General features: G+C 58.2%; 25 protein-coding genes. 21 read left to right on the forward strand and 4 right to left on the reverse strand.

Annotated features, from left to right (window positions below; all coding sequences use genetic code 11):
* The first annotated feature begins 35 nt into the window (after positions 1–35).
* The 3 genes from U5A05_RS15985 to U5A05_RS15995 all read left to right on the forward strand — a co-directional run bounded on the left by U5A05_RS15985 (position 36) and on the right by U5A05_RS15995 (position 2686).
* On the forward strand, positions 36–476 hold the full coding sequence (locus tag U5A05_RS15985; protein WP_261738866.1) for a MarR family winged helix-turn-helix transcriptional regulator: 441 nt from the start codon (positions 36–38) through the stop codon (positions 474–476).
* 172 nt (positions 477–648) lie between these two features.
* Positions 649–1998: an NCS2 family permease gene (locus tag U5A05_RS15990; RefSeq protein ID WP_405046602.1), complete on the forward strand. Its 1350-nt coding sequence runs from the start codon at positions 649–651 to the stop codon at positions 1996–1998.
* Between the two features lie 61 nt (positions 1999–2059).
* Positions 2060–2686: a LysE family translocator gene (locus U5A05_RS15995; RefSeq protein WP_261738867.1), complete on the forward strand. Its 627-nt coding sequence runs from the start codon at positions 2060–2062 to the stop codon at positions 2684–2686.
* A 175-nt stretch (positions 2687–2861) separates the two neighbouring features.
* On the opposite strand, the gene uraH is transcribed toward U5A05_RS15995, so the two are convergent.
* Positions 2862–3215: a hydroxyisourate hydrolase gene (uraH, locus tag U5A05_RS16000; RefSeq protein WP_261738868.1), complete on the reverse strand. Its 354-nt coding sequence runs from the start codon at positions 3213–3215 to the stop codon at positions 2862–2864.
* 374 nt (positions 3216–3589) lie between these two features.
* On the opposite strand from uraH, the gene puuE reads away from it, so the two are divergent.
* The 8 genes from puuE to U5A05_RS16040 all read left to right on the forward strand — a co-directional run bounded on the left by puuE (position 3590) and on the right by U5A05_RS16040 (position 11447).
* Positions 3590–4519, forward strand: coding sequence for an allantoinase PuuE (puuE, locus tag U5A05_RS16005; RefSeq protein ID WP_261738869.1), 930 nt, complete (start codon positions 3590–3592; stop codon positions 4517–4519).
* Positions 4516–5031 carry a 2-oxo-4-hydroxy-4-carboxy-5-ureidoimidazoline decarboxylase gene (uraD, locus tag U5A05_RS16010; protein WP_321833863.1) on the forward strand — a complete coding sequence of 172 codons (516 nt, stop codon included), beginning with the start codon at positions 4516–4518 and terminating at the stop codon, positions 5029–5031. The genes puuE and uraD overlap by 4 nt, the downstream gene beginning before the upstream one ends.
* Positions 5032–5092: 61 nt before the next feature.
* A complete protein-coding gene (gene alc / locus U5A05_RS16015) occupies positions 5093–6088 on the forward strand; it encodes an allantoicase (RefSeq protein ID WP_261738871.1) in 996 nt (331 codons plus the stop codon).
* A gap of 121 nt (positions 6089–6209) precedes the next feature.
* A complete protein-coding gene (locus U5A05_RS16020) occupies positions 6210–6713 on the forward strand; it encodes an ureidoglycolate lyase (protein WP_261738872.1) in 504 nt (167 codons plus the stop codon).
* Positions 6714–6760: 47 nt separating this feature from the next.
* Positions 6761–8050, forward strand: coding sequence for a urate hydroxylase PuuD (locus U5A05_RS16025; RefSeq protein ID WP_261738873.1), 1290 nt, complete (start codon positions 6761–6763; stop codon positions 8048–8050).
* A 76-nt stretch (positions 8051–8126) separates the two neighbouring features.
* Entirely contained in the window at positions 8127–9491 is a 1365-nt protein-coding gene (locus U5A05_RS16030; RefSeq protein ID WP_321833865.1) for a nucleobase:cation symporter-2 family protein, read from the forward strand.
* A gap of 135 nt (positions 9492–9626) precedes the next feature.
* Positions 9627–10412 carry an outer membrane protein OmpK gene (locus U5A05_RS16035; protein ID WP_321833868.1) on the forward strand — a complete coding sequence of 262 codons (786 nt, stop codon included), beginning with the start codon at positions 9627–9629 and terminating at the stop codon, positions 10410–10412.
* Positions 10413–10661: 249 nt separating this feature from the next.
* Entirely contained in the window at positions 10662–11447 is a 786-nt protein-coding gene (locus U5A05_RS16040; RefSeq protein WP_261738876.1) for an outer membrane protein OmpK, read from the forward strand.
* A gap of 19 nt (positions 11448–11466) precedes the next feature.
* Here U5A05_RS16040 and U5A05_RS16045 read toward each other — a convergent pair whose 3' ends face one another.
* On the reverse strand, positions 11467–12069 hold the full coding sequence (locus U5A05_RS16045; protein WP_261738877.1) for a TetR/AcrR family transcriptional regulator: 603 nt from the start codon (positions 12067–12069) through the stop codon (positions 11467–11469).
* 207 nt (positions 12070–12276) lie between these two features.
* Between U5A05_RS16045 and U5A05_RS16050 the strand changes: the two genes are divergently transcribed.
* Entirely contained in the window at positions 12277–13479 is a 1203-nt protein-coding gene (locus U5A05_RS16050; protein ID WP_321833869.1) for an MFS transporter, read from the forward strand.
* Between the two features lie 4 nt (positions 13480–13483).
* On the opposite strand, the gene U5A05_RS16055 is transcribed toward U5A05_RS16050, so the two are convergent.
* Positions 13484–14425, reverse strand: a complete 942-nt coding sequence (locus U5A05_RS16055) for a DUF808 domain-containing protein (protein ID WP_321833871.1) — start codon at positions 14423–14425, stop codon at positions 13484–13486.
* Positions 14426–14557: 132 nt separating this feature from the next.
* On the opposite strand from U5A05_RS16055, the gene U5A05_RS16060 reads away from it, so the two are divergent.
* Both U5A05_RS16060 and U5A05_RS16065 read left to right on the forward strand, forming a co-directional pair.
* Positions 14558–15166 carry a TetR/AcrR family transcriptional regulator gene (locus tag U5A05_RS16060; RefSeq protein WP_261738922.1) on the forward strand — a complete coding sequence of 203 codons (609 nt, stop codon included), beginning with the start codon at positions 14558–14560 and terminating at the stop codon, positions 15164–15166.
* Between the two features lie 163 nt (positions 15167–15329).
* Positions 15330–15788: an REP-associated tyrosine transposase gene (locus U5A05_RS16065; protein WP_321833873.1), complete on the forward strand. Its 459-nt coding sequence runs from the start codon at positions 15330–15332 to the stop codon at positions 15786–15788.
* A 92-nt stretch (positions 15789–15880) separates the two neighbouring features.
* Here the strand turns inward: U5A05_RS16065 and U5A05_RS16070 are convergent, their stop codons facing one another.
* Positions 15881–16321, reverse strand: coding sequence for a GlcG/HbpS family heme-binding protein (locus tag U5A05_RS16070; protein ID WP_321833874.1), 441 nt, complete (start codon positions 16319–16321; stop codon positions 15881–15883).
* A gap of 266 nt (positions 16322–16587) precedes the next feature.
* Between U5A05_RS16070 and gcl the strand changes: the two genes are divergently transcribed.
* The 7 genes from gcl (at position 16588) to U5A05_RS16105 (ending at position 25518) form a co-directional block, all read left to right on the forward strand.
* Positions 16588–18363 (forward strand): glyoxylate carboligase, encoded by a 1776-nt coding sequence (gcl, locus tag U5A05_RS16075; protein ID WP_321833876.1) that lies wholly within the window; start codon positions 16588–16590, stop codon positions 18361–18363.
* Between the two features lie 53 nt (positions 18364–18416).
* Positions 18417–19199, forward strand: a complete 783-nt coding sequence (gene hyi, locus U5A05_RS16080; RefSeq protein ID WP_321833878.1) for a hydroxypyruvate isomerase — start codon at positions 18417–18419, stop codon at positions 19197–19199.
* Positions 19200–19389: 190 nt separating this feature from the next.
* Positions 19390–20280 carry a 2-hydroxy-3-oxopropionate reductase gene (locus tag U5A05_RS16085; protein WP_261738927.1) on the forward strand — a complete coding sequence of 297 codons (891 nt, stop codon included), beginning with the start codon at positions 19390–19392 and terminating at the stop codon, positions 20278–20280.
* A gap of 143 nt (positions 20281–20423) precedes the next feature.
* Positions 20424–21323, forward strand: coding sequence for an urea transporter (locus tag U5A05_RS16090; RefSeq protein WP_321833881.1), 900 nt, complete (start codon positions 20424–20426; stop codon positions 21321–21323).
* A 39-nt stretch (positions 21324–21362) separates the two neighbouring features.
* Entirely contained in the window at positions 21363–22184 is an 822-nt protein-coding gene (locus U5A05_RS16095) for an ion transporter (RefSeq protein WP_261738929.1), read from the forward strand.
* Between the two features lie 93 nt (positions 22185–22277).
* Positions 22278–23285, forward strand: a complete 1008-nt coding sequence (locus tag U5A05_RS16100) for a sulfate ABC transporter substrate-binding protein (protein WP_261738930.1) — start codon at positions 22278–22280, stop codon at positions 23283–23285.
* A 295-nt stretch (positions 23286–23580) separates the two neighbouring features.
* Positions 23581–25518 carry a DNA topoisomerase III gene (locus tag U5A05_RS16105; protein ID WP_321833883.1) on the forward strand — a complete coding sequence of 646 codons (1938 nt, stop codon included), beginning with the start codon at positions 23581–23583 and terminating at the stop codon, positions 25516–25518.
* Positions 25519–25521 lie beyond the last annotated feature (3 nt).

Below are 25521 nucleotides of genomic sequence, written 5' to 3' on the forward strand. Positions count from 1 at the left end.
ACCGAAACTACGCCGCGAAGCCTAGATACGTCAATATGCTTGACCTTAAAAATCCGACCACTCAGCGCGCCGCCATGGAAGCCTTCTTCTTTGGCTATCAAGCATTTACCGCCAAGGCGGACGAAATGCTGGCACGCCGTGGGCTAAGTCGGGTGCATCAGCGCATTGTTTTCTTTATCGCCCATCACCCCGGTGTAAGCGTCAAGGAACTGCTGACATTGCTGGGTGTGAGTAAACAGGCCCTCAACACGCCATTACGGCAGTTGATCGAAATGGACCTGGTGCGCAGCGTCGCGCCCGAGACCGACAAGCGCAAACGCCTGCTGGAGCTGACCGCTGACGGCGTGACCTTCGAGAAAAACCTGCGCCGCGAGCAGGTCAAATTACTCCAGCGAGTGTTCGCTCAGGCGGGTGACGAGGCGGTTAACGGCTGGTTGGCGATCAATCTTGCATTGGGCCAAAGCCGCCACGGCTAACCTGCGGGGTAGCCGACCCGGCACTTCGTCCACAATTTAGAAAACATTATTTGCTTTATTTGTATACAAAAGCATAATTCATCTCGCCTGCGTTCTTGACCTAAAAGTCAATAAACCTGTCACCCGCCTCACCCAGTGCCCTTAAAAACAATAAAAGCCTGAGGAAATTACCGTGGACAGCCAAAAGTCTGAAATACCCGTCGCTGAACTTTCACCTCCCTCCCCCCGTGGCTGGCTGGAGCGTCTGTTCAAACTGTCGCTGCATGGCACCACGGTCAAAACCGAGCTGATCGCCGGGCTGACTACCTTTATCACCATGGCCTACATCATCTTCGTCAACCCCAACATCATGGCTGATGCTGGCATTGATCACGGCGCCGCCTTTGTCGCGACCTGTATCGCCGCCGCCCTCGGCAGCCTGCTGATGGGGCTCTACGCCAACTGGCCGGTAGGGCTGGCGCCAGGCATGGGCCTGAATGCGTTTTTCACCTACACCGTGGTCGGCACTATGGGCTACAGCTGGGAGACGGCCTTGGGCGCGGTCTTTGTCTCCGGCGTGCTGTTTCTGATTCTGACCCTGTCGCGGGTACGCGAATGGTTGCTCAACAGCATTCCCGTCAGCCTGCGTTATGCAATGGGCGCGGGGGTGGGCTTGTTTCTGGGGATCATCGGCCTGAAAACCTCGGGCATCATCGTCGACAGCCCGGCAACCCTGATCAAGCTCGGTTCGTTGCGCGACCCTGCCCCGCTGCTGGCCGCCGTGTGCTTTTTGATGATCGCAATTCTCAGCTATCACCGGGTTTTCGGCGCGATCCTGATCAGCATCATCGCCGTCACTCTGGCCGGTTGGGGCCTGGACCTGGTGCACTACAACGGCATCATGTCAGCGCCGCCAAGCCTGGCGCCAACCTGGATGGCCATGGACCTCAAGGGTGTGTTCAATATCAGTATGATCAGCGTGGTACTGGCCTTCCTGTTTGTACACATGTTCGACACAGCAGGCACCCTGATGGGTGTGGCCCAGCGAGCAGGGCTGGTCAAGGCAGACGGCAAGATCGAGAATCTGTCACGGGCGCTCAAGGCTGACAGCGCCTCCAGCGTGTTCGGCGCGGTGGTCGGTGTACCGCCGGTCACCAGTTACGTCGAAAGCGCCGCGGGTGTCGCAGCAGGCGGGCGCACGGGGCTTACCGCCGTCACTGTGGGCGTGTTGTTTGTGGCCGCGATGTTCTTTGCCCCACTGGCTGGCATGATCCCCGCTTATGCCACGGCAGGCGCACTGATTTACGTCGCGATGCTGATGATGGGCGGCATGCAGCACATCAACTGGGACGAACCCACCGACTGCATCCCGGCGATTGTGACCGTGATCATGATGCCGCTGACCTTCTCGGTCGCCGACGGGATCGCTCTGGGTTTTATCAGCTATGTCGCACTCAAGGCGGGCACCGGCAAACACCGCGAAATATCCGTCAGTTTGTGGGTGCTCTGCGCTATTTTCATCGCCAAGTTTATTTACCTGTAAACCGGGCGGTATCAACCGGCTCCGCCAATGAAGCGGGGCCTTTGTTGCATGGGAGGAAGTGATGAGTCTGGAAACCTGGCTGCTGTTCAGCAGCGCGGCATTGGTGGTAATCCTGATTCCGGGGCCATTGTCGTTATTGATGATCAGCAACAGCTTGAACTACGGGTTGCGTCGCTCGTATCCGGCCTTTCTGGGCGGTGTGTTTGCCTCGATTTGCCTGCTCAGCGCCTCGGCCCTGGGTCTGGGCGCCTTGCTGCTGGCCTCGGAAAAACTCTTCAGCGCCCTGAAGATCGTCGGTGCGCTCTATCTGTTTTACCTTGCCTGGCAAAGCTGGAAACAGTCGCGCCAGCCGGCCACCGTCACCAACGTACCTGAAGCCGCACCAAAACCGCGCTTCAGCGCCCTGTTTGGGCGCGCGTTTGTACTGGGTGCGAGCAATCCGAAAGACATTCTGTTCTTTGCCGCCTTCCTGCCGCAATTTCTGAACCCCAACCTGCCCTTCCTCAACCAGTTGCTGGTGATGATCGCCACCTGGACCGTGCTCGACCTGCTGTGCAAGCTGGCTTATGGCCTGGGTGCACACGGTGCGGCGGGCTATCTGCGCAGCGGCAAGGGCCAGAGCTGGTTCAACCGCGTCAGTGCCGGGCTGTTTGGCGTGGCGGGCACGGCGTCGCTGTTGAGCCGCTGATACAGCACCGCATTTGTGGGAGCGGGCTTGCTCGCGATACGGGCGACGCAGTTTTTCTGGATGACCGCATCGACGCCATCGCGAGCAAGCCCGCTCCCACAGCTTATTTGTTTGCGGGCAAAAAAAAGCCCGCAGTGTGAGCGGGCAAAAAACCACATGCGCAGATCGAAAACTTTTAGCTCCCGCGATAAGTCGAGTAGCTGTACGGCGAAATCAACAGCGGTACATGGTAGTGATCCTGCTCGGCACTGATCCCGAAACGCAGCACCACCACATCCAGAAACGCAGGTGCAGGCAGCTGCACACCCCGCGCGCGGTAGTAATCACCGGCACTGAACTGCAACTGATAAACCCCGGAACGGTACGTATCACCTTCCAGCAGGGGCGTATCGCATCGGCCATCGTTGTTGGTCAGCGCCGTCGCCACCAATTCCAGCCCTGAACCTTCTACCCGATACAGCTCGACCTTGATCGAGCTGCCCGGGCAGCCGTGTGCGGCATCCAAAACGTGCGTAGTCAAACGTCCCATAGATTGTGCGACCTCCCGAGTCGGTGAAAAAAACTGTAGCTGCACCCCTTTAGCGCACCAAAAGGCTCAGCGAAGACATGATTAAGACATTTATCAAAAAAATTGTACACAATTAAAAAGCACAATCCAGCCTCCCCCTTGAACCACGCGGCCTACATGCCATTTCTTGGCAAAGCCACAGTGGCCATAGACCTAACCCCCATAAACTGACCAATCAGGCAAGTTTCTTGCAAGTACTATTTCAGCAGCAGACATGGTAGAAATAGGAAAAATCAGGGTTACAAATGGATTGCAAAGTTGTATACAATCAATCCATCACAGTGACGCCAGGTCTGGCCAATCGACTGTTAACACAAACAATAAGGAAGACTGTAGTGAGCGCTGACTACCCACGCGACCTGATTGGTTACGGTCCAAACCCTCCGCACCCGCATTGGCCGGACAACGCCCGCATCGCCCTGTCTTTTGTACTCAACTACGAAGAAGGCGGCGAGCGCAACATTCTCCACGGTGACAAGGAGTCAGAAGCCTTCCTTTCGGAAATGGTTTCGGCGCAGCCGCTGCAAGGCGAGCGCAACATGAGCATGGAATCCCTTTACGAGTACGGCAGCCGCGCAGGCGTTTGGCGAGTACTCAAGCTGTTTCGAGAATTCGATATCCCGCTCACCGTATTTGCCGTCGCCATGGCCGCCCAGCGCCACCCGGATGTGATCCGCGCCATGGTTGACGCCGGGCATGAGATTTGCAGCCACGGTTATCGCTGGATTGACTACCAGTACATGGATGAAGCCCTCGAGCGTGAGCATATGCTCGAAGCGATCCGCATCCTCACCGAAATCAGCGGCGAACGCCCGCTGGGCTGGTACACCGGCCGCACCGGCCCCAATACCCGGCGTTTGGTGATGGAAGAAGGCGGCTTTTTGTACGACTCGGACACCTATGACGACGACCTGCCCTACTGGGAACCGAACAACCCTACCGGCAAACCGCATCTGGTGATCCCGTACACCCTGGACACCAATGACATGCGCTTCACCCAGGTGCAGGGTTTCAACACCGGCGAGCAGTTTTTCCAGTACCTCAAGGATGCTTTCGATGTGCTGTACGCCGAAGGCGCAGAGTCGCCGAAGATGCTATCGATCGGCCTGCATTGCCGCCTCATTGGCCGCCCTGCGCGTCTCGCCGCCCTCAAGCGTTTTATTGAATACGCCAAGGGGCACGAGCACGTCTGGTTCACCCGCCGCGTGGACATCGCCCGCCACTGGCACGCCACCCATCCTTATGTTGCAGAGACTGCCAAATGAGCACCTTCAAGACCCTCAAGCCTTCAACCCTGAGTCGTGAAGCGTTCGTGGCGGCCTTTGCCGATATTTACGAACACTCGCCCTGGGTTGCTGCAAAAGCCTTCGACCTGGGCCTGGACAGCAGCGTCGACACCATCGAGGCCCTGCACCAGCGCATGAGTGACATTTTGTTGAGCGCCGATCACGCCAGCCAGCTGGCATTGATCAACGCTCACCCGGACCTGGCAGGCAAAGCAGCCGTCCAGGGCCAACTTACCGAAGCCAGTACCCATGAACAGGCTGGCGCCGGTATTCACCAATGCACGAGCGATGAGTTCCAACGCTTCACCGAGCTGAACGACGCCTACAAAGCCAAGTTCAAGTTTCCCTTCATCATGGCGGTAAAAGGCAGCGACCGGCACCAGATCCTCGCCGCGTTCGAGACACGTATCCACAACCCGGCAGACGTCGAGTTCAAATGCGCGTTGGCAGAAATCAACAAAATTGCCCTGTTCCGATTGCTCCAGCTCTAAGCCGAACCGGCACTTGCCGATGACGCATCTCCAGCCACTTAATTAAAGGCAGACAAGAAGAATGAAAGCTTACGCCGTACCTTTCGAGAAGTTCGTCAACCTGGCCGATGCCCGCCTGGGCACCAAAATCGTTTCGGTAACCGATGACTGGTTCGCTGACGCCAACCGCATGTTCCAGCCGACCCCGGCCGTATGGAAGGAGGGCGTTTTCGATGACAACGGCAAGTGGATGGACGGCTGGGAGTCCCGCCGCAAGCGCTTCGAAGGCTATGACAGTGCAGTCATCCGTCTTGGCGTTCCGGGCTCGATCAAGGGCGTGGACATCGACACTTCATTCTTCACCGGCAACTTCCCGCCGTCTGCCTCCCTTGAGGCCTGCTTCCTGGCCTCGGGCGAACCGGGCGAAGACACTAAATGGGTTGAAGTGCTGTCGGCTGTCGAGCTGCAAGGCAACAGCCACCACTACCACGAGATCAGCAATGACCAGGCGTTCAGCCACTTGCGCTTCAATATCTACCCGGATGGCGGCGTAGCACGTCTGCGCGTTTACGGCGTGCCGTTCCGCGACTGGTCGGCAGTGGGCGACAACGAACAGGTCGATCTGGCTTCAGCCCTCAACGGTGGCCGTGCCCTCGCCTGCTCCGATGAACACTTCGGCCGCATGAGCAACATCCTCAACCCGGGCCGTGGCATCAACATGGGCGACGGCTGGGAAACCGCGCGTCGTCGTACGCCAGGTAATGACTGGGTCATCGTGGCTCTGGGGCATGCTGGCCTGATCGAAGAAATCACCATCGACACCCTGCATTTCAAGGGCAACTACCCGGACAGCTGCTCGATCCAGGGCGCGTTCGTCAAGGGCGGTACTGACAACCAGATCGAAACCCAGTCGCTGTTCTGGCGTGAATTGCTGCCGAGCCAAAAAATGGAAATGCACGCTGAACACACCTACAGCGAGCAACTCAAAGACCTCGGTCCAATCACCCACATTCGCCTGAATCTGTTCCCGGACGGTGGTGTAAGCCGCCTGCGCGTATTGGGTAAAGTCGCCAAATAAGCGCTGACCCCGATCGCAGGCAAGCCTGCTCCCACAGGGAATTGCATCGCACATGTGGGAGCGGGCTTGCCCGCGATAGCGACAAAACTGACACCACAGAAACCCGAATAAGAAGACCACCATGCGCACATTGATGATTGAACCGCTGACCAAAGAAGCCTTCGCCCCTTTCGGTGATGTGATTGAAACCGATGGCAGCGACCACTTCATGATCAATAACGGTTCGACCATGCGCTTTCACCGTCTGGCCGAGGTCGAAACGGCTACGCCAGAAGACAAGGCGATCATCAGTATTTTCCGCGCAGACGCGCAGGATATGCCGTTTACCGTCCGCATGCTGGAGCGCCATCCGCTGGGCAGCCAGGCTTTTATACCGCTGCTCGGCAACCCCTTTCTGATCGTGGTCGCGCCACTTGGCGATGAACCTGTATCAGGTCTGGTCCGTGCCTTTGTCAGTAATGGCAGGCAGGGCATTAATTACCATCGCGGCGTTTGGCACCATCCGGTGCTGACGATCGAAAAGCGGGATGACTTCCTGGTGGTTGATCGCAGTGGCACAGGCAATAACTGCGATGAGCATTTCTTGAAAGAGGATGAGTTGTTGATCCTCGCCCCCCACCAATAAGAGAAGGTCCGTCTACTCACGCAGGGTAGCGGGCAGAGGTAAAGACTGTGGAAGCACATCTAATGGAATGGCTGAATCTGAGCGTGCGCTGGATTCATATGATTACCGGTGTGGCCTGGATCGGCGCATCGTTTTATTTCGTCTGGCTGGAGAACAACCTCAACCGAGCCAACCCCAAGGAAGGCCTGGCGGGCGACCTTTGGGCCATTCACGGCGGCGGTATTTACCACCTCGAAAAATACAAGCTGGCCCCACCCACCATGCCGGAAAATCTGCACTGGTTTAAGTGGGAAGCCTATTTCACCTGGATGTCAGGCATCGCCCTGCTCTGCCTGGTGTTCTACTTCAACCCCGCGCTGTACCTGATCGCTCCCGGCAGCAGCCTGAGCGGTCCCGAAGCAGTTGCCATCGGTATCGGTTCATTGATTGCCGGCTGGTTTGTTTACGACTTTCTATGCGACTCCGCCTTGGGCAAACGCCCGGCGTTGCTCGGTTTCGTCCTGTTTGTGTTGCTGGTTGCAGCAGCGTTCGGCCTGAGCAAGGTGTTCAGCGGGCGCGGTGCGTACCTGCATGTGGGCGCCATTATCGGCACCATCATGGTCGGTAACGTGTTCCGCACCATCATGCCCGCGCAACGCGCCCTGGTAGCTGCCATCAAGGAAGGCCGCAGCCCCGATCCGGCACTGCCGGCCAAAGGCCTGCTGCGTTCACGTCACAACAACTACTTCACCTTGCCGGTGCTGTTCATCATGATCAGCAACCACTTCCCGAGCACCTATGGCAGCCAATACAACTGGCTGATCCTGGCCGGGATTGCGGTGTTGGCGGTGTTGGTTCGTCACTACTTCAACACCCGCCACAATAGCCACAAATATGCCTGGACCTTGCCGGTCGCAGCACTGGGCATGATCTGCCTGGCTTACGTCACAGGCCCAAAACCGGTGTCGACTGCTCCTGAAACCGCCAAGGTCATCAAGTACCAACCGCTTCCGGAAACCGCCCTGGGCGGAGTCAGAGCCGCAGATGCTCCAGCCCCGGTAACCGCACCCGCTGCCCCGGCAGCGCCAGTGGCCAGTATCGACTTCGAGAAAGTCCATGTGGTGATCCAGGAACGCTGCACAGTCTGTCACTCAGCCACGCCCAGCAGTCCGCTGTTCAGCGCAGCGCCCGCTGGCGTGATGTTCGATACCGCGCAACAGATCAAGCTGATGGCCCCGCGCATTCAGGCCCAGGCCGTCGCCAGCCAGATCATGCCGCTGGGCAATATCACCCAAATGACGCAACAGGAACGCGACCTGATCGGTGCCTGGATCAACACCGGAGCCCAAACCAACTGACGCACAGGCTATGTGGTCGCAGCACTGCTGCGACCACAGGAACACACCACTACAATAAAAATGACCGAGGTGTTGCATGTCCGATTTAACCGAACCGCGCATACCCGCCATATCAGCCCCGCCCCCCTTGGCGCGGCTACCCTTGTTGCAATTGATTCTGGTCGGTTTGCAGCATGTACTGCTGATGTACGGCGGCGCCGTTGCCGTACCGTTGATCATCGGACAGGCCGCTGGTTTGAGTCGCGAAGAGATCGCCTTTCTGATCAACGCCGACCTGCTGGTCGCCGGGGTCGCCACTATCGTGCAGTCGATGGGTATCGGCCCCATGGGCATTCGCATGCCGGTGATGATGGGCGCCAGTTTTGCAGCCGTTGGCAGCATGGTGGCGATGGCCGGGATGCCGGGTATCGGTATGACCGGGATTTTCGGCGCGACTATTGCCGCAGGCTTTTTCGGGATGATCATTGCGCCGTTCATGTCCAAGGTGGTGCGTTTTTTTCCACCCTTGGTCACCGGCACCGTGATCACTTCGATTGGCCTGTCACTATTCCCCGTCGCGGTTAACTGGGCCGGTGGTGGCAGTGCTGCTGCACAGTTCGGTTCACCGGTGTACCTGGCTATCGCGGCATTGGTGCTGGGCACCATCTTGCTGATCAACCGTTTTATGCGCGGTTTCTGGGTCAATATCTCGGTGCTGATCGGTATGGCTTTGGGCTACGTGCTGTCCGGCGCCATTGGTATGGTTGACCTGTCCGGCATCGACAACGCGCCCTGGTTCCAGGTCGTTACGCCGCTGCACTTCGGCATGCCGGAGTTCCACTTGGCGCCGATCCTTTCCATGTGTCTGGTGGTAGTCATCATTTTTGTCGAATCCACCGGGATGTTCCTGGCGCTGGGCAAAATCACCGGCCAGGAAGTCACCCCACGCATGCTGCGTCGCGGCCTGTTGTGTGATGCCGGGGCGTCGTTCCTCGCCGGCTTTTTCAACACATTTACCCACTCCTCCTTCGCTCAAAACATTGGTCTGGTACAGATGACCGGCGTGCGTTGCCGCTCGGTGACGATCATGGCGGGCGTGTTTCTGATCACCCTGAGCCTGCTACCCAAGGCGGCGTACCTGGTGGCCTCGATTCCACCGGCGGTATTGGGCGGCGCAGCCATCGCCATGTTCGGCATGGTTGCTGCAACTGGGATCAAGATCCTGCAGGAAGCCGATATCGCCGACCGCCGCAATCAGTTGCTGGTGGCCGTCAGTATCGGCATGGGCCTGATCCCGGTGGTGCGCCCCGAGTTCTTCGCCCACCTGCCACTGTGGATGGGACCCATCACCCACAGCGGCATCGCCATGGCCGCCGTCAGCGCGGTGTGCCTGAACCTGATGTTCAATGTACTGGGTGGCGCCGGACGCACGGCCATGAGCGGGCATGTGCATCAGCATTGAAGCTGACTGAGCCCCTGCTCGCAATGCAAACGATGCGGTAAATCTGAACGACCGCATTGATGCCATCGCGAGCAAGCTCGCGCCCACAGATTCACCAGCTTCTGAAACAACACAATAATAAAAAGGGAGTTACCCATGAACTGCAAACACTGGGGCGTCACGCTCGCGGGTGGGATTTTGGCTGCCGGTCAGGCAATGGCCGGAGATCTGTTTTTGTGGCAAACCAACAGCCTGACTTACCTCTACGGCAAAAATTTCGCGATCAACCCTTCGATCCAGCAAACCGTCACTTTCGAACATGCCGACAAGTGGAAGTACGGCGACAACTTTCTGTTTGTCGATCGCATTTTCTACAACGGCAAGGATGACCCCAACAAAGGCCCACACACCTACTATGGTGAGTTCAGCCCGCGCCTGTCGTTCGGAAAAATCTTCGACCAAAAACTTGAGTACGGCCCGATCAAGGACGTCCTGCTGGCCATGACCTACGAGTACGGCGAAGGCGACAGCGAGGCGTACTTGATCGGCCCGGGGTTTGATCTGGCGGTGCCGGGATTTAACTACTTCACCCTGAACTTCTACCGTCGACATACCGAAGGCCCGCGCCCTGGAACAGGGGTCTGGCAGATCACTCCGTCGTTTTCCTACACGATCCCGATGGGACGCTCCAACCTGCTGATCGACGGTTACATGGACTGGGTGGTCGACAACGACCAGAACTCACGCGGCACTTACCACGCCAATCTGCACTTCAATCCGCAGATCAAATATGACCTGGGCAAAGCCCTGAATCTGGGTGAAAAACAGCTGTATGTCGGGATTGAATACAGTTATTGGAAGGACAAGTACGGCATCGACAGCAGCAGCCGTCTGGACACCAACCAGAACACCGCCAGCGCCCTGATCAAAGTCCACTTCTAAGTTAAATGTTTGTGCACCCACTGTTCATGCTCACCTTGAGCGTTAACAGAGCGCTTGAGTGCAGACGCCTGAGCCAGTATTCTCCGCGCCCGCTCAAGCGCCAGTACTGTTTTAAAGCTGACTTCAGAGCCAGCTTTATACCTTTAAATCAAAGGTTTACTGACTGTTTTAAAGCACGGATCAAGGCGCCATCACAGAGCGCCACGTTCTGACTACTGCACAACTTTTTACTTTTTTGGAGCTAACCGAATGAAGCGCACACTTACCAGCCTGATGCTTGCGGGGAGCATGTTGGGCGGTCCTGCGGCAGTCGCCGGCGACCTGTTGCAATGGCAAACCAACAGCCTGACTTACTTGTACGGCAAGGACTTTCAAGTCAATCCAAAGATTCAGCAGACCGTCACCTTCGAGCATGCTGACAGTTGGAAGTACGGTGATAACTTCTTCTTCCTCGACCGCATTTTTTACAACGGCAAAGAAGACGGCAACGTTGGCCCGAACACCTATTACGGTGAATTCACCCCACGGTTGTCGTTCGGCAAGATTTTCGATCAGAAGTTTGAGTTTGGCCCGATCAAAGACGTGTTGCTGGCCATGACCTACGAGTTTGGCGAAGGCGACACCGAGGCCTACCTGATCGGCCCGGGTTTCGACCTGAACGTGCCGGGCTTTGACTACTTCCAGTTGAACTTCTACCAGCGCTTCCCGGAAGGTAATCGTGCAGGCAAAGGCGTATGGCAGATTACCCCGGTGTGGGCCTACACCCTGCCCCTGGGCAACTCCGATGTGCTGATCGACGGCTACATGGACTGGGTGGTCGACAATGACCAGAACGCCCGTGGCACCTACCATGCCAACCTGCACTTCAATCCGCAGATCAAATACGACCTGGGCAAGGCCTTGAGCTGGGGCGCCAAACAGTTGTATGTCGGCGTGGAATACGACTACTGGAAAAACAAGTACGGCATCGAAGACAGCGGTTCATTCAAGACCAACCAGGACACCGCGAGCCTGTTGGTCAAGTACCACTTCTGATGCACCGGCCTCAGCCGCGTTATCGCGCCTGAGGCACTTGCAGCAAACCCCGCAGCATCAGGTCCAGGCTGTCCAGCGCAGCCGCCAGACGCTGTGGCGGGTTGTCAGCCTCGGCAATCCAGAACGACGCATCCATCAAACCACCCTGAATCAGACGCGCCAGCGCCTCGGGATCGGTGCGTTGAATCACCTGGGTGTCCATCAAGCCTTGCAGCATTGACGCCATCGACAAGCAGCACACCGATTGGGTGTTCTGTACGTATTGCGAGCCCAGTACCGAGGGCGCATCACGCAACAGAATGCGCTGCACTTCAATTTCCAGGGCCATTTCCAGATACAGCCGGCACTGATCCCGAAACCCTTGCCACTGGCTCTCGGCCTGCTCAAGAACCTGCGCCAACTGCGCGTCCAGTTCGGCATCGATCTGCTGGGCCACCGCCTGAAACAACCCCTTCTTGTCACCAAAGTGGTGATACAGCGCACCACGGGTCAAGCCCACCGAGGCCGTCAACTCGTCCATCGAAGTCTGGGCGTAACCCACCGAACCGAAGGCCAGCCGAGCAGCCTCAAGCAGCTTGCCACGGGTTTCTTCGATCATTTGCGACCGCGCTTTGGGCGCCATGCCTGCCACCTTTATTTTGAGATACACGACGTATGTTAATTGACATACGCCGCGTATGCGTATATTTCTACATACGCCGCGTATGTGGCCGCTGCCGCAGGCTACGATAAGGCCAGAAGGACCTTCAACAACGAGGTCGCTTCGCAACCCATCGCAGCCTGCGGCAGCGGCTACAGACTGCGGTCCACCTTTTGTTGCGGAGCTTGTATGGCTAACCCTTATCGCGAGATTTTCAGCGCCCCCGGCACCAAGGCTTTCAGCGGCGCGGGCCTGATCGCACGGATGCCAATTTCCATGGTCGGCATCGGCATCATCACCATGCTGGCACAATTGCACGGCTCGTACTGGCTGGCAGGCGCCGTGGCCGCAACCTTTGCCCTGGCCATGGCCCTGCTGGCGCCGCAAATCTCGCGCTGGGTCGACCGCTACGGCCAGAGCCGCGTACTACCGGGCGTCACCGTCATTGGCGTCAGCGCATTGCTGGGCTTGCTGCTGTGCAGCCACTTCGGCGCGCCAGACTGGACGCTGTTTGTTTTTGCCGCACTGTCGGGCTGCATTCCCAGCATGCCAGCGATGGTGCGGGCACGCTGGACCGAGCTGTATCGCGGCTCCCCTAAATTGCACACCGCGTTCTCGTTCGAGTCTGTGCTCGATGAAGTGAGTTTTATCATCGGCCCGCCAATTTCCGTGGGCCTCAGCGTGGCGCTGTTTCCGCAGGCCGGGCCGCTGGTGGCAGCCATCCTGCTGGCAATCGGCGTCACCGCTTTTGTGCTGCAACGCAAAACCGAACCACCGGTACACCCGCGCAGCAACGAGCACGGCGGCAGCGTCTTGCAGCAGGGTGCCGTGCTTATCTTGCTGATGGCCCTGCTGGGCCTGGGGACGATTGTGGGCACTGTGGATGTGGTTAGCGTCGCCTTTGCCCAGCACCAGGGCCAACCCGCCGCTGCAAGCATCGTGCTCTCGGTATATGCCCTGGGGTCATGCGTGGCCGGGTTGGTGTTCGGTACGCTCAAATTGAACATGCCGCTGCCCAAGCTGTTTGTGCTGGGCGCACTGGCCACCGCGATCACGATGGTGCCGCTGATGTGGGTCGACAGCATCACCACACTGGCCGTCGGAATGCTGTTTGCCGGGCTGTTTTTCGCCCCGACCCTGATTACCGCTATGGGGTTGGTGGAAAATATCGTCCCGCCCGCCAAACTGACCGAAGGCCTGACCTGGATGATTACCGGCCTGGGCATGGGGGTTGCCCTCGGCGCAGTGGTCGGCGGCTGGGTAATCGACGCTTACGGCGCCCAGACCGGGTTTACCGTGTCGCTGGCAGCCGGGGGCGGCATGTTGCTGTTCGCCGTGCTGGGTTATCGCCTGCTGCAAAACAGCACGTCGCCGCGCCCCCTGGCGGCATGACGGCTTAGCCTTTGACTGCGCGCCACACCTTGCTCACGCCTGTGACCACAGCCAACACCAGCGCCCCGGCGATGATGCCGCCCACGGCGTTGAGCAAGGTCGGCACAATGGCCGATACCACGCCCAGCCATTGCGCGCTGTTTTGCGCCACGCCTTCGACCCAGTGATGAAGCGCGGGCACGCCGTGGGTCAAGATCCCGCCGCCGACCATAAACATCGCGGCCGTGCCGATCACCGTCAGGCTTTTCATCATGTAAGGTGCGGCGCTCAACACGCCACGGCCAAAACTGCGCTGAAAACGCGGCCATGCCCCGTCACCGGTCTTGCGGCTCAGGTACAGGCCGCCATCATCGAGCTTGACGATGCCACCCACCACGCCATACACGCCGATTGTCATCACAATGGCGATCCCCGACAACACCACCACTTGCTGTATCAACGGCGACTCGGACACGATCCCCAAGGTGATGGCAATGATTTCGGCGGACAGAATGAAGTCCGTACGCACGGCGCCCTTGACCTTGTCCTTTTCAAAGGCCGCCAGATCGACGTCAGCCCCGGCCAGGGTGTCCTGCAACGCCTGGCGCTCGCTCTGAGCCTCGGCCTTGTTGTGCATAAAGGAATGGGCGAGCTTCTCAAAGCCCTCAAAGCACAAAAAAGCACCGCCCACCATCAACAGCGGCGTCACGGCCCACGGCACAAATGCGCTTATAGCCAGTGCTGCGGGCACCAGGATCAACTTGTTGCGAAACGAGCCCTTGGCCACGGCCCACACCACCGGCAACTCCCGGTCGGCGCGTACGCCAGACACCTGCTGGGCGTTGAGCGCAAGGTCATCGCCCAGCACCCCTGCGGTTTTTTTGGCGGCCACCTTAGTCATCAGTGCGACGTCATCGAGTACTGCGGCGATATCGTCGAGCAACATCAGCAAGCTACTGCCAGCCATAGAAAAACATCCTTTGAGTTTGAATGGACACAAGCATAGCGCGTGCCAGCCCGAAAGCTGCAATCTTGAGCCACTTGCAAGCCCGGTGCTACCATGCCCGACCGCCACAGTCGGCAAGGACATATCGGGTTTATGAGCAGTATCCGCGAGCGTAATAAAGAACTGATTTTGCGTGCCGCCAGCGAAGAGTTCGCTGACAAAGGTTTCGCCGCCAGCAAAACCAGCGATATCGCGGCCAAGGCAGGCGTGCCCAAGCCCAACGTCTACTACTACTTCAAGTCCAAGGAAAACCTCTATCGCGAGGTGCTCGAAAGCATTATCGACCCGATTCTGCGAGCTTCGACGCCGTTCAATGCCGATGGCGAACCGAACGAAGTACTGAGCAACTACATCCGCTCAAAAATCCTCATCTCCCGCGATCTGCCGTTTGCGTCCAAGGTGTTTGCCAGTGAAATCATGCACGGCGCCCCGCACCTGAGCGAAAAACAGGTCGAGCAGCTCAACGTCCAGGCCAAACACAATATCGACTGCATCCAGATCTGGATCGACCGTGGCCAGATAGCACCTATCGACCCGCATCACCTGATGTTCAGTATCTGGGCCGCGACCCAGACCTACGCCGACTTCGACTGGCAAATCTCCGCCATCACCGGCAAGGCCAAACTCGACGACAGCGACTACGAAGCGGCGACACAGACCATTATTCGGCTGGTGCTCAAGGGTTGTGAACCGGACCGGTAGACCGAGCAAGGGCCTTCGCGAGCAGGCTCGCTCCCACCCTACCCGCGGTAACGAGCTTGCTCGTGAAGGTATTTTCCCAGACACATCAAGCTAAAAAACTGCCCATCTGTGTTGCCCTTACAGGGCTAGCCTTTTCATGACTTATTTGTGAAAGGGCAAAGGAATGCCGTCTCTCGCTGCCTCACACCGCCTGCGCATAGGCCGTTATTCTGAGCAGAATCGAATTTATCTCCTGAGTACCAATACGCGCTGTAGAGAACCGATTTTCAATGACTTTGCTTTGGGCCGATTGGTTGTCGCGCAATTTCGCGCCACGCAAGACCAAGGTTTTGCTGACTCGCTGGCTTGGGTCGTAATGCCCGATCACTTTCATTGGTTGATCGAGTTGCGCCGTGGGACGCTGAGCGGGTTGATGCAAAGAACAAAGTCTTTGAGTACCAAAGCGGTGAACCTGTCGAGCGTTCGCAAGATAAGCCTTTGGCAGAATGGCTTTCATGATCGTGCATTAAGGCGAGAGGAGGATTTGGTGAAAATTGCTCGTTATGTTGTCGCAAACCCATTGCGAGCGGGGCTGGTTGAGAAGCTGGGCGATTATCCGCTGTGGGACGCTATCTGGGTTTGACTGGGTACTTCGCGAGCAGGCTCGCTCCCACAGTCAAGGGATCACTGTGGGAGCGAGCCTGCTCGCGAAGGCGGTCAATCATTTACCAAAAATCAGGCCACCACTCCCGCATCCGCCCGCAAGCCCAGAGCCTCTACCGCGCTGATCGCGCACTGTTCGTCGATATCCGAAGTATCGCCACTGATGCCAATCGCGCCGACCACTTGCCCCGACTCATCGCGAATCAACACGCCTCCCGGTGCAGGCACCACGTCGCTCTGACCCATGCCGTTCAGAGCGGCAAAAAACGCCGGGCGCTGCTGTGCATCCAGCGCCAGCAAACGCGACCCCTTGCCCAAGGCAATTGCGCCCCAGGCTTTACCAATCGCAATGCTGGGGCGCAACAGGCTGGCGCCGTCTTCGCGCTGCAACGCCAGCAAATGCCCGCCACTGTCGAGCACCGCCACCGTCAGCGGTGACGCGTGAATTCCGCGCCCCACGCCAAGGGCTTGAACGGTCAGTTCTAAAGCGACTTTCAAGGTTAAAGCACTCATGGTTGCCATCCTTATCTTGTTATGGAAAGCCTTTCGCACGCCTTTTAACGCGCCTTCTATGAGATTAATAGAACACAATAATAAATTCTTTTGTATACAATTTTTATCTTCATAAAATTCAATACCCGCACATAAAGCCTGAATACAGGGCACATCAGCGATCAGGCACTGAATCGATAAAAGCCATTGACCTGCACGCCGGAGGATGAATACACTCCCTCAACAGCCACTTGTATACAATTACAAAACGTAAGAGGCACAAAACAATGAGCAAAATGAGAGCAATCGAAGCCGCCGTTCTGGTGATGCGTCGCGAAGGTGTCGATACCGCGTTCGGCATCCCGGGCGCTGCCATCAACCCGCTGTACTCGGCCCTGCAAAAGGTCGGTGGCATCGATCACGTCCTCGCTCGCCACGTCGAAGGCGCCTCGCACATGGCCGAGGGTTACACCCGCACCAAGGCCGGCAATATCGGCGTGTGCATCGGCACCTCGGGGCCTGCGGGTACCGATATGGTCACCGGCCTATACAGTGCCTCGGCCGACTCGATCCCGATTCTGTGCATCACCGGCCAGGCGCCACGGGCGCGGATGCATAAAGAAGACTTCCAGGCTGTCGATATCACCACCATCGTCAAACCCGTCACCAAGTGGTCGACCACTGTGATGGAACCGGGCCAGGTGCCTTATGCCTTCCAGAAAGCCTTTTACGAAATGCGCTCCGGCCGCCCTGGCCCGGTACTGATCGACCTGCCGTTTGATGTGCAAATGGCTGAAATCGAATTCGACATCGACGCCTACGAACCGCTGCCACTGGCCAAGCCTGCAGCTACCCGGCTCCAGGCCGAAAAAGCCCTGGCCCTGCTCGATCAAGCCGAGCGCCCGCTGCTGGTCAGCGGTGGCGGCGTGATCAATGCCGACGCCAGTGACCTGCTGGTGGAATTCGCCGAATTGACCGGTATCCCGGTGATCCCGACTCTGATGGGCTGGGGCACCATCCCCGACGATCACCCGCTGATGGTGGGTATGGTCGGTCTGCAAACTTCGCATCGTTATGGCAACGCCACCCTGCTCAAGTCCGATGTGGTACTGGGCATCGGCAACCGCTGGGCCAACCGTCACACCGGCTCGGTCGACGTCTACACCGAAGGCCGCAAGTTCATTCACGTTGATATCGAACCCACCCAGATCGGCCGCGTGTTTAACCCGGATCTGGGCATCGTTTCCGACGCAGGTTCCGCACTCAAAGTGTTCCTTGAAGTGGCCCGCGAATGGAAAGCCGCTGGCAAACTGAAAAACCGCAGTGCCTGGCTGCAAGACTGCCAGCAGCGCAAAGCGACCCTGCACCGCAAGACCCACTTCGACAATGTGCCGGTCAAACCGCAGCGCGTGTACGAAGAAATGAACCAGGTGTTTGGCAAAGACACATGCTACGTAAGCACCATCGGTTTATCGCAGATTGCCGGTGCGCAATTCCTGCACGTGTACAAGCCTCGACACTGGATCAACTGCGGCCAGGCCGGACCTTTGGGCTGGACCATTCCGGCAGCGCTGGGCGTGGTCAAGGCTGACCCGAGTCGCAATGTAGTGGCGTTGTCCGGCGACTATGACTTCCAGTTCATGATCGAAGAACTGGCCGTCGGCGCACAGTTCAACCTGCCGTATATCCACGTCGTGGTTAACAACTCCTACTTGGGACTGATTCGTCAGGCGCAGCGTGGTTTTGAAATGGACTACTGCGTGCAGTTGGCGTTCGACAACCTCAACGCACCTGAACTCAATGGCTATGGCGTTGACCATGTCGCCGTCGTTCAAGGTTTGGGCTGCAAGGCCTTGCGTGTGTTTGAACCGAGTGAAATCCAGCCTGCCCTGCGCAAGGCCCAAGAGCTGATCAAGGAATTCCGTGTGCCCGTGATGGTAGAAATCATCCTGGAGCGCGTGACCAATATTTCGATGGGCACCGAAATCAACGCCGTCAATGAGTTTGAAGATCTGGCGTTGGTGGGTAACGATGCACCGACTGCCATTTCGATGCTGGATTAATTGACCGCCCCTTTCCTTCATGGAGAGGGGCCACCTATTTGCAGGAGTTCACCATGCCGCGTTTTGCCGCCAACCTGTCCATGCTGTTCACCGAACAGGATTTCCTTGTCCGTTTTCAAGCGGCTGCCAACGCTGGTTTCCATGGCGTTGAATATTTGTTCCCTTACGACTACAGCTCTGCCGAGATCAAGGCACAGCTCGACGCTAACAAGTTGACTCAAGTGCTGTTCAACCTGCCAGCGGGTGACTGGGCCAAGGGTGAGCGCGGAATTGCCTGCCACCCGGATCGGGTTGAAGAGTTCCGCGCCGGGGTCGATCTGGCCATTGCCTACGCGCAAGTGCTGGGCAACGACCAGATCAACTGCCTCGCCGGGATTCGCCCACAAGGCGCAGACGAGGCGCTGATCGAAAAAACCTTTGTCAGCAACCTCAAATACGCCGCCGACAAGCTGCAGGCGGTGGGTATCAAGCTGGTGATGGAGTCGATCAACACCCTCGACATTCCGGGCTTCTACCTGAACAACACCAAGCAGGCACTGGCGATCCAGGAAAAAGTCGGCAGCACCAACCTGTTCCTGCAGTACGACATCTACCACATGCAAATAATGGAGGGCGATCTGGCCCGCACTATGCAAACGCACCTGCCCCAGATCAACCATATCCAGTTGGCCGACAACCCCGGCCGTCACGAACCGGGCACTGGCGAAATCAACTACCGCTTCCTGTTCGAGCACCTGGACCGCATTGGTTATCAAGGTTGGGTCGGCTGCGAATACAAGCCGCTGACCAGCACCGAAGCTGGCCTTGTGTGGCTCAAAAGCCATAACGCGGTGTAACAGCAACACATAAAACCCTGTAGCAGCTCTGCGTCCGGCGGCGAAGCCGTCGCAAACCCGGTGATCGCCATTCAACTGATGCACCGCGTCAGCTGATTTTACGACGGCTTCGCCGCCGGACGCAGCCTCGTTCCTTCGGCAGCTGCTACGGGCAATCCAAACAGCTCCAATAAAAACAAGAGGATTTGTCATGGCTAAAATCGGATTTATCGGCACAGGCATCATGGGTTCGCCTATGGCCAGCAACCTGCAAAAGGCCGGGCACAGCCTGTTCCTGTCGACCCATCACGGCGCGGCACCGGCCGATCTGATCGCTGCAGGCGCGATTGCCCTGGCCAGCCCGCGGGAAGTTGCCCAGGAAGCCGAATTCATCATCGTCATGGTGCCCGATACCCCACAGGTCGAAGACGTGCTGTTTCGCGAAGACGGCATCGCCGCTGGCCTGAGCCCGAACAAGGTAGTGATCGACATGAGTTCGATCTCGCCGACCGCGACCAAGGCCTTCGCTGAAAAAATCAACGCCAAGGGCGCGCAATATCTGGATGCCCCAGTGTCCGGCGGTGAAGTCGGCGCCAAGGCTGGCACGCTGAGCATCATGGTCGGCGGCGACGAAAAAACCTTTGCCCGTGCCCTGCCCCTGCTTCAGAGCATGGGCAAAAACATCACCTTGGTCGGTGGCAATGGCGACGGTCAAACCGCCAAGGTGGCGAACCAGATTATCGTCGCCCTGAATATTCAGGCGGTAGCTGAAGCGCTGGTATTTGCCGCGAAAAACGGCGCCGATCCGGCCAAGGTTCGCGAAGCACTGATGGGTGGTTTTGCCTCGTCGAAGATCCTCGAAGTTCATGGCGAACGCATGATCAAGGGCACTTTCGACCCGGGCTTCCGTATCAGCCTGCACCAGAAAGACCTCAACCTGGCCCTGGCCGGTGCCCGTGAGCTGGGGATCAACCTGCCCAACACCGCCAATGCCCAGCAAGTGTTCAGCACCTGCGCAGCCATCGGTGGCAGCAACTGGGACCACTCGGCGCTGATCAAGGGCCTGGAACACATGGCCAATTTTTCGATTCGCGACAAATAAGCCCACCGGCCTCCTCTCTTTCGGGATACCGGGATACCTGTAGTCGCTGCCGAGGCACAAAGGCTGCGAGTTCTTGATCATGCAGGGAGCCAATCAAGAGCTCGCAGCCTTCGTGCCTCGGCAGCGACTACCAGGTAACAATCATGAGCTCACACCCCTGTCCCGACTGGGCGACTGCCCTGTGCGCCGGTTTCAGCCAGATATTCCTCCAGCGTCATCCGTTGTGCGGTGTGTTGTGCTTGCTGGCAATTCTGATCAGCGCCCCAACCCTGCTTGGTGGCGCGTTGCTGGGAGGGATTGCCGGGCTCCTGACCGCGCAACGCCGCGACTACCCCAAAGCCGAGCGCCAAGCAGGCCTCTACAGTTACAACGGGATCTTGCTGGGGTTACTGTTGAGCCACCATCTGGAATGGTCGGCCCTACAGCCCTTGCTGATCATTGCCAGTGCCGGATCTAGCACGATACTGGTTCACCAGTGGCTCAAACGCGCCAGCCACGGGCAAAGCCTGTTGGCCTATACCGCGCCATTCGTGGGTATCGGCTGGATGTTGCTGCACCTCAACAACACCCCGACCCCGTCCTTGAGCCCCGAACAGGCAGTCAACAGCCTGGCGCTGATACAGGCCCTGTTCAAAGGTGTTGCCCAGGTCATGCTGTTACAGCATCCGATTGCCGGGCTGCTGATTGTGATCGGCCTGTGGGCCAGCAGTTGGCGGGCTGCTCTGTGGGCCATTACGGGTTCGTTGGCCGGTCTGTTATTCGGCCTGTACCAGCAGGATACGGCGGCAGCACTGAGTGGGCTCACCGGCTACAACCCAGTGCTCGCGGCGCTGGCCCTAAGCCAGCAACGACGCCGAGCCTGGCTGCCACTGGTCGGCATCATCGTCACTTTGCTGCTCACACCCGGTTTTACCGCCCTGGGCCTGGCGCCATTAACCGCACCGTTTATTCTCGCTTGCTGGCTGGTACACGCCAGCGTGCGGATATTCAGCCCCGCCATACCGGATGCTGAAGAGCAATGCAGGTTGCGCATTGAGCGTTAATACTCGAACCTTCTGACATTTGGGCATCGAGCAACCTGCATGGATAACAATGATTGGCGCCAACGGCTTTACGTCATGGTCTTTCAGGCCGACACCGCCGCCGGGCGCCGTTTCGACACCGCACTACTGCTGATCATCCTGTGCAGCCTGGTGGTCGTGGTGCTCGACAGCATCAACAGCATTCACCGCGACTACGCCGATATGCTGGCGTATATCGAATGGGGCTTCACCTTTGTTTTTGCCATCGAGTACGGCCTGCGTCTGTATTGCTCGCCCAAACCGCTGCGCTACGCCTTCAGCTTTTATGGGTTGGTGGATTTGCTGGCCATCGTGCCGGGGATCCTGGCGATCTACTACAGCGACGCGCAGTACCTGCTGATTATCCGCATCATCCGTATGCTGCGCATTTTTCGCATCCTCAAGCTGCGACCCTACCTGAGCCAGGCCAACTACCTGCTCGCGGCCCTGCGGGGCAGCAAGCAAAAAATCATCGTGTTCCTGGTCAGTGTCTCGACTCTGGTCACGGTGTTCGGCAGCCTGATGTATGTGGTTGAAGGCCCGGAAAACGGCTTTACCAGCATTCCGGTAAGTATCTACTGGGCCATCGTCACCCTGACCACCGTCGGCTTTGGTGACATAGTGCCCAAAACTGTACTGGGGCAAGTTATCTCGGCCATGGTCATGATCACCGGCTACTCGATTATTGCCGTGCCTACGGGCATCTTCACCGCCGAACTGGCCAACGCCATGCGGGGTGAACAACTCAAGCACGACTGCCCGACCTGCAAGAAGAACACTCACGAACCAACGGCAGCTTTTTGTTCCCGTTGCGGCAATGCACTCTTTACGAAAAAGGCATAACCACAGTACTTTTTAATCTTTTAAGGACTATGCGCCAGCGGCTATAGTTGCTGGCAATTTGCCCCTACTGCTCCCTATAACAAGGAATGCTCAGTGAAAAAATTCTTTAGCGCCTCCATTCTTGCCGCTGGCCTGGCCCTTGGCAGTGTCGCTCATGCGGCCACCCCACCGCCGCTGCTGAACGTGTCCTACGACGTAATGCGTGACTTCTACAAAGACTACAACGCAGCATTCCAGAAACACTGGGCGCAAGAGCACAACGGCGAAAAGCTCAACGTACAAATGTCCTTCGGCGGCTCCAGCAAACAGGCGCGTTCGGTAATCGACGGCCTGCCAGCTGACGTGATCACCATGAACATGGCCACCGATATCAACGCCCTGGCCGACAACGGCCAGCTGGTTCCGGAAAACTGGGTGACCCGCCTGCCCGACAACAGCGCGCCTTTCACCTCGGCCACTGTGTTTATCGTGCGCAAAGGCAACCCCAAAGCCCTGAAAGACTGGCCAGACCTGCTCAAGGACGGCGTACAGGTGATTGTGCCCAACCCGAAAACCTCGGGTAACGGCCGCTACACCTTCCTTTCGGCCTGGGGCTATGTGCTGAAAAACGGCGGTGACGAAACCAAGGCCAAGGACTTTGTCGCCAAGCTGTTCAAGCAGGCTCCGGTACTCGACACCGGCGGCCGCGCAGCCACCACGACCTTTATGACCAACCAGATCGGCGACGTGCTGGTGACGTTCGAGAACGAAGCTGAAATGATCGCCCGCGAATTTGGCCGCGACCAGTTCGAAGTGATCTACCCAAGCGTATCGGCCGAAGCCGAGCCGCCCGTGACCGTGGTCGACAAAGTGGTAGACAAAAAAGGTACCCGCGCCACTGCCGAAGCCTATTTGAAGTACCTGTGGTCGCCTGAAGGCCAGGAAATTGCCGCCAAAAACTACCTGCGTCCACGGGACAAGGCAGTGCTGGCCAAGTACAACGACCGCTTCCCGAAAGTCGAATTCCTGTCGGTTGAAAAAACCTTCGGCGACTGGCGCGACGTGCAGAAAAAGTACTTCAACGACGGTGGCGTATTCGACCAGATTTATAACGGTCAATAACACCCGCCTCCTGTGGGAGCAACTGTCTTGCTCCCACAGGGATTTACTCGTAGCAGCTGCCGTAGGAACAAGGCTGCGTTCGGCTGCGTAGCAGTCGTAAAACCAAGCGACTCGTTGTTTCAGGTGTACCGTGCTTGCCGGGTTTACGACGACTTCGTCGCCGGACGTAGCCTCGTTCCTACAGCAACTGCTACGCAACACGTCAAGCTGTACATACACCCAGTAAAAACACTTGCCCTTGCGCCTATCTCTGCCCATGCTGTGCACCTTCTGCGCAGCATGAATGAGTTAAGCGATGCGGCTGTTTCTGTGTGAAAAACCCTCCCAGGCCAAAGATATTGCCGCCGTGCTCGGTGCCAGCCGACGCGGTGATGGCTGCTGGGTGGGCCCCAATGCCACCGTCACCTGGTGCATCGGCCACCTGCTCGAAACCGCCCCGCCCGATGCCTACGACGAGCGTTACAAGCGCTGGGTGCTGGCCGACCTGCCGATCATTCCCGAAAAATGGAAAATGCGCGTCAAACCCAAGACCGCCAGCCAGTTCAAGGCCGTCAAGCGCCTGCTCGGTGAAGCCAGCGAACTGGTGATCGCAACCGACGCCGACCGTGAAGGCGAGATGATCGCCCGCGAACTGGTCGAGCATTGCCGTTATCGCGGCCCCATCCAGCGCCTGTGGCTCTCGGCCCTGGACGACGCTTCCATCCGCAAAGCCTTGGGCGCCCTCAAGCCTGGCAGCGAAACCTTCAACCTCTATCATTCAGCGCTGGGGCGCTCGCGAGCCGACTGGTTGATCGGCATGAACATGAGCCGCCTGTTCACCCTGCTCGGGCGCCAGTCCGGCTATCAGGGCGTATTGCCAGTGGGCCGGGTGCAAACCCCGACCCTGCGTCTGGTGGTCGACCGTGATCGCAGCATCAGCGACTTTATTCCAGTGGCCTACTGGGCCATTGATGTACAACTCAAACATGACGCGCAGTTGTTCACCGCGCAATGGCGCGCCGACCCCGACACCTGCGACGACCAGGACCGCTGCCTCAATCAGGCCCATGCGCAGCAAGCCGCAGCGGCGATAAACAGCGCCAGCAGCGCCAGGGTTTGCAAGCTGCGCACCGAGCGCATGCGCGAAGTCGCACCGTTGCCGTTCGATCTGGGCACGCTGCAAGAAGTGTGTTCGAAAAAACTCGGCCTCGGCGCCCAGGAAACCCTCGACATCGCCCAGGCGCTGTACGAAACCTACAAAGTCGTCACCTACCCGCGCAGCGATTGCGGCTACCTGCCGCAAAGTCAGCACAGCGAAGCACCGTCGATTCTGGCGGCATTGCAGCAGGCCGACCCGGCACTGGGCCCCTTGGCCGGGTATCTGGACCCACAGCGCCGCTCACGAGCCTGGAACGACGCCAAAGTCAGCGCCCACCACGGCATCATTCCCACAGCAGCTGCGAAAAACCTGGAGCGCCTGAGCGGTAAACACCGCGCGGTGTATACCTTGATTCGCGCACGCTACCTGGCGCAGTTCCTGCCCAACCACGAGTACGACCGCACCCAGGCCGACTTCGACTGCGCAGGGCAAAACCTGCGCGCCGTGGGCAAGCAGATCGTCGAACCCGGCTGGAAGCGCGCCCTGCCCGAAGCCCTGGCCCCCGCCAAAGGTCGCGAGGCACCGGCACCTCAACCCTTGCCGATATTGCGCGAAGGTCTGGATTGCGCGATTGCGGCGGTTAACCTCAAGGACCTGTGGACCCAGCCGCCCAAGCCCTTCACCGAAGGCGACCTGATCAAGGCGATGAAAAACGTCGCCAAACTGGTGCAGGATCCGCTGCTTAAGCAAAAGCTCAAGGACACCACCGGCATCGGCACCGAAGCTACCCGCGCCGGGATCATCCAGGGCTTGCTGGATCGCGGCTACCTGATCAAAAACGGCAAGGCCTTGGCTGCCACGCCACCAGCCTTCAGCCTGATCGACGCAGTGCCCCGCGCCATCGCCGACCCCGGCACCACGGCTATCTGGGAACAGGCACTGGACATGGTGCAAAGCGGCGAAATGACCCTCGACATATTCGTCGCCAAACAGGCGGCATGGATGAGCAAACATATCGAGCGTTGCAGCGCCATGACCATGACCATCAGCGGCCCGGCCAGCCCGGCAGGCACGGCGCCTGCCTGGAAAAAGAAACGCAAGGCTGCAACGGGCAAGGCAAAACCAAAACGGGCGGTGAAAGCCAAAGGGGCATGAATG

Source organism: Pseudomonas kulmbachensis (assembly GCF_963681935.1).
GTDB lineage: Bacteria > Pseudomonadota > Gammaproteobacteria > Pseudomonadales > Pseudomonadaceae > Aquipseudomonas > Aquipseudomonas kulmbachensis.